Genomic DNA, 16033 nt, shown 5'->3' on the forward strand with positions numbered 1-16033 from the left:
CAAGATTATAAAATCACAAAATTATAAAATTGCAAAATTACAAAATTATAAAATTATAAAATTACAAGATTATAATAAAAAATATTAAGATTTTAGAATAAATAACTCTATCTAAGTTACGTAAAATTCAAACGTATTTAGATAGAGTTTTATTTTGTATATGTAATGTGGTAGAATGTAAGAGGCGCATTACGATTATGTACAATTATTCTCAAAAAGGGAGGACATACATGGCAGACATAATGGAAACAGACAAGCAATTTGGAGAAAATAAAAAAGTTATAGATAGAGTTTATGCAGATCCAAGAACGGGTTTGTCAGCTAGTCTTGTTGATAAAAGAATAGTAGCAGGTAAGGTTAACAAGACAGTTGAGCCATATACTAAATCGTTGAATGATATAATAAAATCAAATGTTTATACATACTTTAATTTTATTTTTTTCGTAATGACAATTCTACTTATTTTGGTAAGAGGTTGGTCTGATTTAATCTTTTTACCTATCATTATAGCAAATACATCGATTGGAGTTGCTCAAGAATTATATTCGAAGAAACAATTATCTAAATTAAAGTTTACCAATAAATCAAAATATATAGTCATTCGTGATGCTAAAAAAAATAATATAGAATCAAAGGATTTAGTTTTAGATGATATAGTGTTGTTTAAAAAAGGAGATCTTATTCCAGCTGATGCTATTGTTGTGGAGGGCAAACTTAAAGTTAATGAATCAATTTTAACAGGTGAGTCGTGTCATGTGGACAAAGTTGAAGGTAAGATGTTATTGTCTGGAAGTTGGGTTATAGATGGACAAGCTTTTGCAAAAATAGATAAGGTCGGTAAGGATTCTAATATTTCTAAATTAATAATGGAAGCGTCTAAAGAAAAAAGTTCTAAAAAGTCAGAAATGACAGTAGCATTGGATAAATTGATTCAAACAATAGGTATAATTATAATTCCGGTTGCGATTGCGTTATTTATTCAATCATTCATTTATAATAAAGCACCATTTGACATGGCTATAAAAAGCATGATTGCTGCTTTGATTGGTATGATTCCAGAAGGATTATATTTGCTAGCAAGTGTTACTATGGCGATTGGAAGTTTACGATTAGCTAAAGATAAAGTAATTATTCATGATATGAAAAGTATAGAAGAATTAGCAAGAGCAGATTTTTTATGTGTTGATAAAACGGGTACTATAACAGATAACAAAATTAAAGTTAAAGGTTATACTACATTAGATGACAAAATTAGTAGAGCAACTTTGAGTCATATGTTGGGGCAATTTGTCTACAATAGCGATGAAATTACTGAAATGACATACGCACTAAAGAGCTTTTTTACAGAAAGAGATTATGTAGAGGTTGGTAAAAAAGTTAATTTTACATCTAAAATGAAATATTCTGGCATGAATTTGGGTGGAAAAAATTATGTACTAGGTTCAGCTGAAAATGTGTTAAGAGATAATTATGAAAAATACAGAGAAGAGATTGAAAGATATTCACAAAAAGGACTAATTGTACTAGTTTTTGCAGAATATTTAGGAGAGTTAGTTGAAAATGAGGATTTGACAGAAGAAGCAATTCCGCTAGGAGTAGTATTTTTATCAAATCCTATTAGAAAAAATGCAAAAGAGACATTTGCCTTTTTTAGAGAAAACGGAACAAAAATTAAAGTGATTTCAGGAGATAATCCAATCACAGTTTCAAAAATTGCAAATAAAGTTGGAATTGAAGGAGCAGATAAATTTATTGATGCGAGAAAACTTGTGAACCAAGAAGACTATAAAAAGGCTGTAAAAGAGTATACTGTTTTTGGAAGAACCTCAGAATATCAAAAGAAGGAACTTATAAAAGCCTTAAAAGGAAATAAACATTCAGTTGCAATGGTTGGAGATGGTATTAATGATGTGCTTGCTTTAAGAGAGGCAGATTGTAGTATTGCAATGGTTACAGAAGGGAAAAGTCCTATTGCACAAATTTCTCAACTAGTAATTACAGATGGAGATTTTTCAAAAATTCCTTTAGTCGTAAAAGAAGGAAGACGTGTTGTACACAATATTGAACAAACTGCAATATTGTATGTTGCAAAGAATATTTTCTCGTTATTGTTAGCAATTTTTTCGTTGATATTTGTATATAATTATCCGTTGTTGCCATCACAAGTTACAATAATTAGTTTATTTACAATAGGAATACCTACATTCTTGCTTACTTTAGAAAAAAATAATAAAAAAATACAAAAAAAATTCCTTTCAAAAGTATTTATGAAAGCTGTACCAGCAGCGTTGACGAATTTTTTTGTTGTGAGTGGTTTAGCTGTATTTTGTAGAGAATTTAATGTTGAATATAGAATTTTGTCTACATCTGCGACTATTCTTGTTGCTATAATTGGATTTATAGTGCTTTATAAAGTGATTAATCCATTTAAAAAGAAACATTTGTTGATGATAATTCTGTTAGCAATAGGATTATTATTAATGATGATTTTAATGAATGAAGTTTTTGCGATAAATAAAATTGATAAAAAGGGAGTATTAATAATAGTTTTATTTACTTTTGTTGCAGCTGAGTTATATAGTTGCCTAGAATTATTATTTGATAAAGTGCATAAATTTGTGCGCAATAATACATTTTTAACTAAAATTAGAGATAATATAAAGAGTTTTTTGTAAAAAAAGGACTAATTAGTTGAATAGAGTTTATAAATAGTTTATAATTTTATTTATCGAGGAGAAGTGGGTGATATGATGCAAAAAATGATAAGAAAAATAGCTAGGGGAGAGATTTATAATCCTAATACAAGTATTTCATTTTCTGCGGAAAATATAGCAATAGAAGTTTTCGAAGATGAAGTATACGAGGGAGAATTCTTTATAGAATTTAAAGGTTATAAAACTGAAGAAATAGGTGGAAAGGTATTTTCGACTAATTGCAGAATGAAGTGTATTAATTCGGAAGTTATAGGAAATAAACAGTGTATTAGATACTGTTTTGATGCAAAAGGGCTACGTATAGGAAATAATTCTACGGGAGAATTTTATTTTATAGTTAATCATGTAGAAACAAGCTTGCATTTTCATGTTACAGTTGTTGAAAAATATGTGAATTCTGCAATCGGTAAGTTATATAATTTAGATGAATTTGTGCAACTATCTAAAGCAAATTGGAATGAAGCTTTGCGTATATTTTATTCACCTTTTTTTACAAAGAATATTTTAGAGAAAACCAAGGTGCAATATAAAAATAAATTAATTATGATTTATGATGGCTTAAATATAAAAGAACATAATAGTCATAATATGGAAGAATTTTTAATTGCTTCTGGGAAAAAAGAGAAAATTGATTTTGATGTCGCAAAAAATAAGTATAATTTTTTTGGCGTTACAGATAAAATAAAAGAATATATTGAAATACATAAAACTACCTGGGGATATTTAGAATTTACAATTTCTACAGATAGTGAATTTATTGAATTGTGTAAAACTAAAATTACTACAGATGATTTTATGGGAACAACGTTGCAGTATGCATTTTATTTAAGTGAAGAAAAAATGCATGAGGGAAAAAATTTCGGAAAAATCATACTGCAAAATGTAAATAAGAAAATAGAAGTCGAAGTAATCGCACAAAAAAATGATGACTTTAAAGAAATCGTAGAATCGGTTAAGCATCAAATTAAGGATTACAAAGTTGGTTTGATGGAATTATATGTACAGTATCGATTAAAACGAATCGGTACTGGTGCATGGGCAAATGAAACATTGAATATTTTACATCATTTAATGATGATTGAAAAAAATAATAAATTATTTTACAAGTTAATGATGGCGCAAATTTATATTTATAATCATGAAATTGAGAAAGCCAATGCAATATTAGATCAATTTGACAGAGAAGTTGATAACAAAAATATTCCAGAATATGGTTATTATTTATTTTTGCATACATTATTTGAGAGAGAGCCAGCAAATGTTGATGAATGTGAAGAAAAAATAGAAAAATTATATAAGCAATATCCAGGAAATGTAATTCTTTTCTGGGCATTGTCTTTTTTGAATGCAAAATATATAGAAAATCCAAGCGAAAAATTCAAAGCATTGAAATATTGGGATGGTGTTGGGAAAAATTCTCCTTATATTTTTAGTGAAGCATATTATATTATTTGGCAAGACCCTTTTTTATTAGATAAGATAGATGATTTTGAAACTAAAGTCTTAATTTGGGCACTTAGGAATAAAGCTTTTACAGAAGAGGTAATGGATCAATTCTTTTTAGTTGCAAATACTGTAAAGAAATTTGATTTTAAGATTTTTTCAATAATGGAGGAAGGTTATAAAAATTATCCTAAAGAAAATTATTTGTCAGTAATTTGTAGCTATTTAATTAAAGCACAAAAATATGGAGAAAAATATCATAAATGGTATGAATTAGGTGTAAATTATAATTTGAGAATTACAAAGTTGTATGAGGCATTTTTACTTTCGGCAACAGACAAAGATATGACAGAATTACCAGATATGGTTAAAAGATATTTTCAATATGAGAATAATATTCCAAAGAAAAAGTTAGCTATGTTATATAAAAATATTATTCTTGAAAAGGACAGTGATCCTGCTACATTTGAAAAATATAAAGATATAATTCGTAATTTTGCGTTTGAAGAATTAAAGAAAAAGCATATTAATGAAAATTATGCGATAATATACCAAGAAATTTTTAGACCAGAAATAATCAATTTACAAATTACAAATTTCTTATCTAATTTACTTTTTACAAACAAGATAATAGTAAATAGTAAAGAAATAGTACGAATTTACGTATATGAAAATTGGAAAGATGCCCCTTTAGAGATTGGATTAAATGAAGGCGAGGGCTATTTCTACCATATTTCTGACGAATACGAGATTATTTTTGAAGATAGACAAGGAAAGAGATATGGTAAAAATATTGAGTGTGAAATAAAACCGCTATTTAATCTAGAAAAATATAAAAAGGTGATTATGGATAGTGTTTTCCAAAATCAAAATTATTTCATGTATGTAGCTGAAAAAGGGGAACTTGCGCCTAAAAATGAGTATGAAGAATTAGATTTTTTAGAAAATGGAGACATTTCTGAAAAAGTTTTGAATCAATTGTATTATAAACAAGTTGTTTATTATGATAAGATTGAGGATACAATAAAATGTAGTAGTTATTTGAAAAAAATAAATAATAATTACATAAGTAGAGAAAAAGTTAAACGCTTAGCTGAGTTTTATGTGAAATACAAAGAATATGGTGAGGCTGTCGAACTTTTGAAAAGAAGAGGAATCGATCTTTTAAAACCTAGCGATGAAGTAGGGATTACAAGATACTTAATAAACAATGGTGGAACAGACAATAAGATGATAATTGATTTATCATTAAGAGTCTTCAAATCTGGACACTATAATGAAGAAATAATTGAATTTTTATGCTTGAATTATAATGGACCAACTACAATTATGGCAAATTTATGGAGTATTGCACATGATATTACATCTAAAACAAATAAACTTGAAGAAAATATTTTAAGTAATATCATTTATACGTCTATTGATTTACCGATGAAAAATAAGATTTTTAAGAACTATTGTGAGCATGATGGCAGAAAAATTATAATCGAAGCATATTTAACGAAAATGATGTATGATTTTTTTGCTGATAATAATAAAATTACAGAATATATTGTGAGAATGGTAGAAAATATCATAAAAAAAGGTTTAGTAATAAATGATATTTGTAAGCTAGGCTTGATTAAATACTATTCAATTTATACTAGTTTAGAAGAAAATGAGGAGTTTATTGATAAGATTATAGAAGAATTACTTATAAAGGATTTGAAATTTGAATTCTATAAATCATTACCAAATAAAATTGTAGAAAAATACCATATTAAAGATAAGGTTTATATTGAATTTAAAGGCGAAGAACATGAAAACATTATGATAGAGTACAAAATATCTAATGGATTTGAAACATCAGAATCTCAACATAAACCAAATATCAAGGCAATGCGTGAAATCTATAATGGTATTTACTGTGTGGGAGTGACAGCTTTTTTTGGTGAAACAATAAGTTACAAAATTTTCACAGAAAATAATGAAGGTTATAAGTTATTAAAAAATAATACTATAAATAATTACGACCTTAGAAATACAAACGGTAATAATCGTTATAATCGCTTAAATGATATAGTTATTACATCTAGATTAAAAGAAAAGCAAATTGAGAAGGAACTTAGTGATTATCAGAATTTAGATGAATTGACTACAAAAATTTTTACTGTGATTTAACAGGTATAAATAATTTGAATTCACTTTGAATATATTCGAAGGAGGGAATGTTAAAATATGGAAATATTTAATACAAGAAAAATTGAAGATAATAATATTTTGACTGTAGAAAATGAATATTATATTGGAATAGACCTAAATTCAGAATATGCGATGGTTAGTTATTATTGCAGTGATTTAGATACGCCTGAGACAGTTAGTACGACTTATGGAAGTGATGTGTATCAAATACCACTAATTCTTGCAAAAAACCGAAACGACACAAATTGGTTATATGGAGAAGAGGCAATAAAGTATATTGAACGAGAAGAGGAGATTTTTGCTGTAAAAGATTTTTTTAGAATAGAAAACATGGATAAAACTTATGAATGTTTTGATGAAATATATGAGGGCAAAGATCTTCTTCAGATATTTTTATGCAAAATAATCAATTTGCCAAGTAAAATTTTTGGCTTAAATCAAAAACCTAAAGTTGTAATTTCTATGAAAAAAATAGATAGATATATATATGAAATTTTTGAGAATATTGGTTTTAAATTGGGCTATGATAATAATACTTTTAAAATAATAGACTATAAGGAAAGTTTTTATTATTACATGATTAACCAATCAATTCAACTATTTCAAAACAATGTGATGCTTTTTTTCGCATCAAGGGATACATTAGAAGTATATAAATTATCAAAAAGTAACAAAACCAAACCAATCATTGTGGATATAGATTATAAAAAAGTTGAACAATTTACACCGGGAGAAGATAAAGAATTTTGCGAATTTTTAAAGGAGCAAATGTCGGGACAAAATGTTACCTCGGTATATCTTGTGGGTAATGGATTTGATGGAAATTGGCTTCTAGAATCAATTCAATTTTTGTGTAAAGGAAGACGTGTTTTTATTGGAAAAAATTTATTTTCTAAGGGTGCATGTTATACTGCAATGTTGAAATGTAAAAATTCAGATATCAATTACGTTTATTTTGGTGAAAATGATTTTAAATTCAATTTAAGTATTAAGGTTCAAAATCGTAATCAAATGGAATTTTTGACTCTTATAAGTGCAGGAGAAAATTATTATGAGGCTAAATCTACGTGCGAAGTGATTTTGAGTAAAGGAAATACTGTTGATTTTTGGAAGCAGTTACCAGAATGCAGAGAGGCAAAGATAGAAGCTATTACGTTGAAGGATTTGCCAATTAGAGAAGATAAGGCTACAAGAATCAAAATTGTAGCAACACCTATTTCTAATGATTCCGTAGATGTTTATGTAGAAGATATGGGATTTGGTGATATCTATAAATCATCAAATAAGTCTTGGCATTATATTATGAAAATGCCAGCTTAAAAATATTTATATAAAACCAGCGTAAAGGCAAAAGTAAAAAGCCAATGTAAATTTTAACAAAAAAAGCATAATAGTTAAGAAAAGGAAGTAACCATGGGAGAATTAATTTTATGTACTAGCTTGCTAGCTAAAGTTCCTTATTTTTGGGAAAATGTTTCAGAAAATGTATATAGTTTAGAAGAATTGGTATATTTAATCAAAAAAAATGTTTTTTTGGTTGACAAAACAATGATTTCGGAAGAATTGTGTACGTGGATTGAAATGGAAATAGGGGATAAATTATTAGCAGATGAATTAAGACAAGATTTAAAGAAAAATAATAGAGTATCAAGCTTTGTTAATATTTTATTAGATAGAGTTGGATATTTATCAGCCTCTGAAAATGATAATATAGTAAAGTTATTAATTGAGTTAGAAACAAAATCTGAACTTGAAGTTGAAAAATTAAAAGCAGATCAGCTATTAAAATCGGATAAAATCTTAAGGAGCATAAAAAATTATTATAAATTGCTTTCCTATACCGGAAAGAGACAAATGGATGATCGATTTATTGGGAATATTTGGCATAATTTAGGAAGCGCATATGCAAGATTATTTCAATTTAATGAAGCTATTGATTGTTTTTTAAAGGCATATTCTTTGACTGCAAATTTAAATTCACTAAAAATGAGTTTGTATGCAGCTTTTTGTGAAAAAAATGAAAAGAAATTCTATGAAATAGCCGAAGAATATGATGTAGACACAGTCATTTTGTCTGAAATTAAAAAAAATGTTGAAGATTTTTATTTAAATGATAGTTCAGATTTGGTTTTTACTGAAAAAAATAGTAAGAAAAAGGAAGAAAATGTTAAGAATTTAATTTTGGAGTTAAAAAAGGAATATAAAAAATTATGTAGCTGACAAGGGGTTGAAGAAAATGTTGTTTAAAAAAAGCAAAAGGAACAAAGCGAACATTCAAGTTGATGATAGCACTAGAAGTTCATCTAAAGATGTCAAACAATATGTAGTAGATCAATGTGAGCATATGATAGAAATTGCAAAAGATATAATTGATACAAGAGATGAATTAAAAGTTGTATCGTCATATTTAAAAGACGTAGAGGAGTTTGAAAAATTACCAAAAGAAAAAAAAGAGCCAATAGAAGAAGCAGCTAAATCTATTGTAAAGTTGTATAATACAAAAGATGAAATTTTAAAGAAGAAACATGATTTACCAGAAGAAAGATTTCAGGAATTTAAATCTAACGAAGAAGAGATCCCAAAAGCAATAAAACGTTTGCAGAATAATGAAGCATTTCAAGATTCGGCAAAAAAAGATATGAATTATTTAGAAGGCGAAAAAATAAGATGGCGTGATATAGAAGAATGTAGTATCAAAGAGCAAAGAACACTAAGATATTTATCAGTTTTTTTGACTGTGATATTTGGAGTAATACTTATTGTTCTTGCGGTGTCTTATTTTTCATTGTATATGGATGTGCAAAAATATATGATACTTTCAGGCTTTATTGCAGTTTTATCGGTGGGATATATTATAATTCGTTTTCAAGATACAACTACTAATATTAGAAAATCGAAGGTAAATACGAAGCAAGCCATTATTCTTGAAAATAGAGCTAAATTAAAATATGTTAATGCGACAAATGCTGTTAGATTTTCTAGAGAAAAATATAAAGTTAAAAATTCGTATGAATTTTTATATCTGTGGGAACAATACAATGCAATTTGCAAAGAAAGAAAGCAAATTAAAGAAATAAAAGATGATTTAATATACTATACAGAAAAATTACATGATTTAATAGAAGATTTAGATTTAACAGATCCAGAATTTTGGAATAAATACTTTGAATCTTTTGCAGAAAAAAAAGAGATGATAGAAATTAAGCATAGTTTGGTCAACAGACGTTCTAAATTAAAACAATCTATTGAATACAATAAAAATGCAGTTGATATTATAAAAAAGGACGTTGATTCAAAGGTCGCTCAGATGGGACAAAATTCAATTTTTATTGGTGATATAATTGATCAAATTAATAATATGCTTAATGAAGATAACACTGATGGTGCAATAAAAGTAAGTAAATTAAAACAAGAAAAAAGCAAGTTAATCAGTAAAACTTCTACAAAAGAACAAGAGAATGCTCCTGAAAAAACAGCTGAAAAAGGTGCCCCAAAAGAAGAGTTTAAAGATTTGATAGGTGTTGATTCAGAAGAGTTTATTGATAATTTTAAAAATACGAGAGAACAGGCAAAAGAAAAAACGGCTGAAAGTATAAAAATGGCAAAGAATTCTGCATATAGCCGATATGAAAACAGTGATTTTATGGAGCTAGCAGATGAAATTGACAGAATCAATGAGTTTGATAAAGATCAGTTTGTTTCGAAAACTGCTAGTGAAGGAATTTATGATGCTGTAAATCGAGCAACAAGTGAATTACGTGAAATAAAAGAAATAAAGCAAAAAGAGAAGGATAAGATAAAGGAAGAAAAAAGACAAAAAGAACTTCAAAGAATTGAAAAAGAAAGAAAAGAACGTGAAGCTCGAATTGCTGAAGAGAAGCGTCGTGAAAAAGAAGAAAAACAACGAGAAATCGAAAAAAGATTAAGAGAACAAGAAGAAGCAAGGAAAATAGAAGAGTTACAAAAAGATGCAAAAGAATTACGTGATCATGCTGTTGAAAAATTTTCAAACGATAAAAATAATAAAACAGTAAAATCAGAAACAAATATCATAGAGACTTTTAAAAATGAAAAGAATAAAATGACAAAAAATAAAGATGAACAACAAGAAAATAATAATGATCATGCTAAGAAAGAACAACCAAAGGTTATGACACAAGCTGATATTTTGGCAGCTCGAGTTAGGGCAAATAAAGAAATTGACATGAGAAAGAAATTAAAAGCTCAGGAACAGGCCAAAAAGCATCTTCAGGAAGAACAAGAAAGACAGCGTGAACAAGAAGAACAAGAAAAAATAGAAGAAGCTAAAAATCCAAGGAGACGTGCAGCAATAGAGGAATTAGTTGTGGATGTGCCATGGAATCCTAATATTTCTGGACTTGAGCAAGCAAGAAGAAGAGATAAGCCAAAAACGGTTGTTTAAAAATTTTCATAAATGTAAGATAAATAAATATCGTATTAAATAATATTAAAATACTGTTGCTTCCCTATGAAGACACTTGTAAATATGTTATACTGTTTTTTGCTAAAAAAGTGTTTTTGTTGAGGTGTAAAATGGAAGTTAATAAAAAAAATGATATTACCACAGGAGTTATTTGGAAACAAATTTTAATTTTTTTCTTTCCAATATTAATAGGAGCCTTTTTTCAAACACTATACAATACAGTAGATGCTTCGATAGTTGGTCGATCTGCTGGAGCAAGAGCTCTTGCTAGTGTAGGTGGTTCCTCAGGACAAATATTAAATTTTGTTTTTACTTTTTTCATGGGGTTAGCAACAGGTGCAACAGTAATTATTGCACAATATTTTGGCGCAAAAGAATATGATAGAGTAGATGATGCATTACATACTGCATATACTTTTGCTGTCGTTGGAGGATTAGCCCTTGGAGCAATCGGTTTCTTTGCAGTAAAACCATTTTTGGTTCTGTTAAGAACACCAGATAATCTAATGGCTAATTCTGTTTTATATGTAAGAACGTTATTTGTTGGATTAGTGTTTACATTGATATACAATATTGGTTCTGGTATTTTGCGCGCAATTGGAGATTCTAAACGTCCTTTGTATATTTTAATTGCATGTTGTGGTTTAAATATTGCATTAGATGTACTTTTTGTTGTAAAATTAAAACTAGGTGTTTTTGGTGCAGGACTTGCGACAGATATTTCACAGGCATTTAGTGCATTTCTAATAACATACCTATTAATGAAAAAGACGCCTAATATGAAATTGTCTATGAAAAGAATGCATATTAATTTTAATACTTTAGGTTTGATTTTAAAAATAGGATTACCTACAGCAATAGCCGGAAGTATGTTTTCGGTTTCGAATATGATAGTACAGACATCTCTTAATCAGATGGGAGTAAGCGTAGTTGCAGCTTGGACAGCGTATGGACGAGTAGATGCATTGTGGTGGATGGTCAATCAAGCATTTTCAGTATCAATAACAACATTTGTTGGACAAAATTACGGTGCTGGATTGCCAGATAGAATAAAAAAAGCAACTCGCCAGGTTATTTTTATGGAAGTATGTACAGGCATAGTATTATCCATTGGTTTTATAACTTTAGCTCCGGTATTGTTAAGGATGTTTGCTGATGGTGGAAAAGTTATTGAAGTTGGAGTTTCGATTTCAAAAATTTTAGCACCATTTTATAGCGTGTTTGCTATTGCAGAAATTTTATCTGCAACACTTAGAGCAGAAAATTATGTAATGGTTTCTACGATTGCTAATTTATTAGGAATATGTGCATTTAGAGCAGTTTGGGTAAAATTTATTGTACCAGGTGGTTCATTGCAGGAAATATTAAGTTGTTATCCTATAAGTTGGACTCTTGTTTCAATACTTGTATTGATTTACTTTTTAATTATGCAACCAAGAATTCTTAAAAAAATATACCATAATGATAATAGGTAAAAATACATCTGTTATTTACCATGTTATTATTATCTAAAATGGCATGAATATATATAAATAAAGGAGACTTAAAATGAAATATAAGAATATTGTATTTGATATGGGAAATGTTTTAGTAAAATATGATTCAGATGCAGCAGCAAGACAATTTACTGATGATGAAAAAATTATCAGAGAGGTTAGATTAATCATATTTAACTCAATTGAATGGGAAATGCTTGATGGTGGTCTAATCACAGAGGAGAAAGCTCTTCAAAGAATGTTAGATCGTTTTGAAACTGATGAAGCTAGAGAAGTCGGCAGAAAAAGTTTTGAAACATGGAATAAAGTATGTATGCAACCAAACAATGAAATGGGTGAAGTGGTTAGAGCATTAAAAGATAAGGGACATAATGTATATATCTTGTCAAATGCAAGTGCACGTTTACCTAAAATGTATAAGGAAGTTATACCTAATGCAGATTTATTTGATGGTGTATTCTATTCTGCACCAGAAAAATTATTAAAACCACAAAGAGAAATTTACGTTAGATTTTTTGAAAAATTTAATCTAGATCCATCAACATGTTTATTTATTGACGATTTAGAAGATAATATCACAGCATCAAAAGCAGCTGGAATGGACGGTTATTGCTATGCTGATGGTGATATCAATAAGTTAAAAAAATTCTTAGAATTAAATTAAAAATATAAAACTACAAATCCTGTTTTTACAAGACAAGATATCGCGCTAAAATGCCTCAGTTTTAGCCTTGATATTAAGTAAACTGTAAGAACAGGATTTTTTTCTTGAAAAAATATATAAAATAAATAAAATTGCAAGAAATATAAAATAAACTTGCAAAACACATTTTTTTAATATGAATTACTTATAAAAGATAGACAATATATTAGGACGAAATGTTGATAATTAGGTAAAAACATAAAAAAATAATATGTATAAAAAAGCATCAATGAATATTTGAAAAGATAAAAATTCAAAAACCAATTGACGATAATGTCCTTTTATAGTAAACTAATATAAGAAAAATCACGTAGTCAGAGACTAGGAAGGAAACAAAATAATGAATACTAATACAAGTGTTAATTCATCTAAGAAAAAAGGAAAAAAACTATCGCTTGCAATGCAAATATTTATAGCTTTAGTTTTAGCTATTGTATGTGGTTTAGCATGTGGTAAGAATGCAGGTTTTGCAGAGACATACATTCAACCATTTGGTACTATTTTCTTGAATTTAGTTAAGTTTATTGTAGGACCTATCGTTCTATTTTCTATAATGGCAGGCGTTGTTTCAATGAGAGATATTAAAAAAGTAGGTGCCGTTGGCGGACTAACTCTTTTATATTATTTTTGTACAACAGCTTTTGCAACAGCAATTGGTTTGGGAGTAGCTAATATCTTTTCAGGGGCATTTCCATTAATATCACCCAAAGGTGTTACATATGCAGCTCAAAAAGGTCAGTCTGTAATGGATACAATTGTTAATATTTTTCCATCAAACTTTTTAGCTCCTATTACTGAAGCTAATATGTTACAAGTAATTGTTATGGCATTGATTCTCGGTTTTGCAGTTATTCTTTCAGGAGAAAAAGCACAACCAGCTATAAAAGCAATAGAGATTGCAAATGACATTTTCATGAAAGCTATGGAAATGATTCTAAAATTATCTCCAATTGGTGTATTTTGTTTATTAATGCCTGTAGTTGCTAAAAACGGTCCAACAATTATCGGTTCTTTAGCAATGGTATTATTAGCAGCATATGTTGCTTATATTCTTCATGCAATTATTGTTTATTCAGTAGCAGTTGGTACATTAGGTGGAACAAGCCCAATTAAATTTTTCAAAGGTATGATGCCTGCAATTTTATTCGCATTTTCAAGTGCATCATCAGTAGGTACATTACCACTTAACTTAGAATGTACAAAAGAAATTGGTGTAAAAGAAGAAGTTTCATCATTCGTATTACCACTTGGTGCAACTATTAACATGGACGGAACAGCAATTTATCAAGGTGTTTGTGTAATATTTATTGCTTCATGTTTTGGAATTCACATGACACCAATGCAACTGCTTACAATTGTAGTAACAGCAACACTTGCTTCAATTGGTACAGCTGGAGTTCCAGGAGCAGGTATGATAATGTTAGCTATGGTATTACAGTCAGTTGGTTTACCAATTGCAGGAATTGCTCTTGTGGCAGGTGTGGATCGTATTTTTGATATGGGTAGAACAACAGTTAACATAACAGGTGATGCTTCATGCGCAGTTGTTGTATCAAATATCTTAAAAAATAAATTAGAATCATGGAATTCTACAGAGACACAGATGACAATGCATGAGTGTAATGAAGAAGCATAAGATAATAAGCGTAATGAATTTTAATTAAATTATTATATTATAAGAAACGAAAAAGACCGTACTTCGTAAAAATGTACCGACCTTCAAAAGTTAGACCAAAAATCTAACGATTGGAGGTCGGTATTTTTTGTGGTTTTATTGAGATTTGTATGATGTTTTATAGTACAGTATAATATTTTTTATCTCATATAAAATTCTTCAATAGAATCTAGTCGAGCATGCATATTTTCGAGAAGTAAATCTAAAACAGTAATTGCAGCCATTGATTCAACTACGACAACGGCTCTAGGAACAATAATAGGATCATGACGTCCCGTAATTGAAATTTCTATTTCATCGCCATCACATGTAATTGTCTGTTGCTTTGAGGCGATAGAAGGTGTTGGTTTAATAGCTGTTCTAAATATGATAGGACTTGAATCAGACATTCCACCTAAAATTCCGCCTGCATGATTTGTTTTTTTAGAAATTTCATTATTAATTATACAAAAAGCATCATTATTATACGAACCAGTTGATTGTGCAACTTCAAATCCATCTCCGATTTCAAATCCTTTTACAGCACCAATAGAAAAAATTGCTTTAGCAAGTTGAGCATCTAATTTGTCAAAAACAGGTTCGCCGATACCAGCTGGCATTCCCTCGATTACACATTCAATTATTCCACCAGCAGAATCCTTGTTTTCGATACATTTTGCTAAATAGGTATCTGCCTCTTCGTAAGCATTTCGATCAGGCATATATAATTTATTTTTGTTAATAAAATCTTTATCAAAATTAGCATAATCAATATTTATTCCGCCAATTGATTTGGTATAACAGAGTAGGTTAATACCTAGTTGATTTAAAATTTTGCTCGCAATTGCACCAGCAGCAACTCGACCGATAGTTTCGCGACCAGAAGAACGGCCACCACCTCTGTAATCACGAAAACCGTATTTCATGTCAAAGCCAAAATCAGCATGACCAGGACGATAATAGTTTGCAATTTGTGAATAATCTTTCGATTTTTGATTAGTATTTTCTACAATTAAAGAAATAGGTGTTCCGGTTGTTTGTCCCTTAAAAACACCAGATAAAATAGTTACTTTATCATCTTCTTTTCTTTGTGTTGTGATGTTTGATTGACCAGGTTTGCGTCTATCTAAAAATACCTGAATGTCATCGCTAGAAAGCTCTAAGCCAGCTGGACATCCATCAATAACAACACCTAGACCTTTACCATGAGATTCGCCCCATGTTGTAATAGTGAAATTTTTCCCAAAAATTGACCCTGCCATATTAAAATCTCCTTTTATTAAAACTAACTATAATTATAACAAAAATAGAAATAAAAATGAATAAAAATAAAAAATTATATTATGGTGTGGTAAAAATGGCGCAAAGGGTATATAATTAAACTTCAGTGGTTTCATT

The 16033-nt window shown here is 28.8% G+C and carries 9 protein-coding genes; 8 read left to right on the forward strand and 1 reads right to left on the reverse strand.

Annotated features, from left to right (window positions below):
• Nucleotides 1-230 precede the first annotated feature (230 nt).
• The 8 genes from BMY79_RS04335 (at nt 231) to BMY79_RS04370 (ending at nt 14617) form a co-directional block, all read left to right on the forward strand.
• The gene (locus tag BMY79_RS04335; RefSeq protein ID WP_022747666.1) at nt 231-2675 is read left to right on the forward strand and encodes an HAD-IC family P-type ATPase; all 2445 of its coding nucleotides are present in this window, start codon (nt 231-233) and stop codon (nt 2673-2675) included.
• A gap of 72 nt (nt 2676-2747) precedes the next feature.
• Nucleotides 2748-6317, forward strand: coding sequence for a DUF5717 family protein (locus BMY79_RS04340; RefSeq protein ID WP_074730470.1), 3570 nt, complete (start codon nt 2748-2750; stop codon nt 6315-6317).
• Nucleotides 6318-6374: 57 nt separating this feature from the next.
• Nucleotides 6375-7658 (forward strand): DUF5716 family protein, encoded by a 1284-nt coding sequence (locus BMY79_RS04345; RefSeq protein ID WP_074730471.1) that lies wholly within the window; start codon nt 6375-6377, stop codon nt 7656-7658.
• A gap of 93 nt (nt 7659-7751) precedes the next feature.
• Nucleotides 7752-8558: a tetratricopeptide repeat protein gene (locus tag BMY79_RS04350; RefSeq protein ID WP_074730472.1), complete on the forward strand. Its 807-nt coding sequence runs from the start codon at nt 7752-7754 to the stop codon at nt 8556-8558.
• 16 nt (nt 8559-8574) lie between these two features.
• Nucleotides 8575-10761, forward strand: coding sequence for a regulator of G-protein signaling domain-containing protein (locus tag BMY79_RS04355; RefSeq protein ID WP_074730473.1), 2187 nt, complete (start codon nt 8575-8577; stop codon nt 10759-10761).
• Nucleotides 10762-10892: 131 nt separating this feature from the next.
• On the forward strand, nt 10893-12257 hold the full coding sequence (locus BMY79_RS04360) for an MATE family efflux transporter (RefSeq protein WP_022747657.1): 1365 nt from the start codon (nt 10893-10895) through the stop codon (nt 12255-12257).
• 73 nt (nt 12258-12330) lie between these two features.
• The gene (locus tag BMY79_RS04365; protein ID WP_022747655.1) at nt 12331-12942 is read left to right on the forward strand and encodes an HAD family hydrolase; all 612 of its coding nucleotides are present in this window, start codon (nt 12331-12333) and stop codon (nt 12940-12942) included.
• 379 nt (nt 12943-13321) lie between these two features.
• A complete protein-coding gene (locus BMY79_RS04370) occupies nt 13322-14617 on the forward strand; it encodes a dicarboxylate/amino acid:cation symporter (protein ID WP_027422117.1) in 1296 nt (431 codons plus the stop codon).
• Between the two features lie 179 nt (nt 14618-14796).
• Here the strand turns inward: BMY79_RS04370 and aroC are convergent, their stop codons facing one another.
• Nucleotides 14797-15897 (reverse strand): chorismate synthase, encoded by a 1101-nt coding sequence (gene aroC / locus BMY79_RS04375; RefSeq protein ID WP_027422118.1) that lies wholly within the window; start codon nt 15895-15897, stop codon nt 14797-14799.
• Between the last annotated feature and the right edge of the window lie 136 nt (nt 15898-16033).

The organism is Lachnobacterium bovis (assembly GCF_900111325.1).
In the GTDB taxonomy this organism is placed as follows: Bacteria; Bacillota; Clostridia; order Lachnospirales; family Lachnospiraceae; genus Roseburia; species Roseburia bovis_A.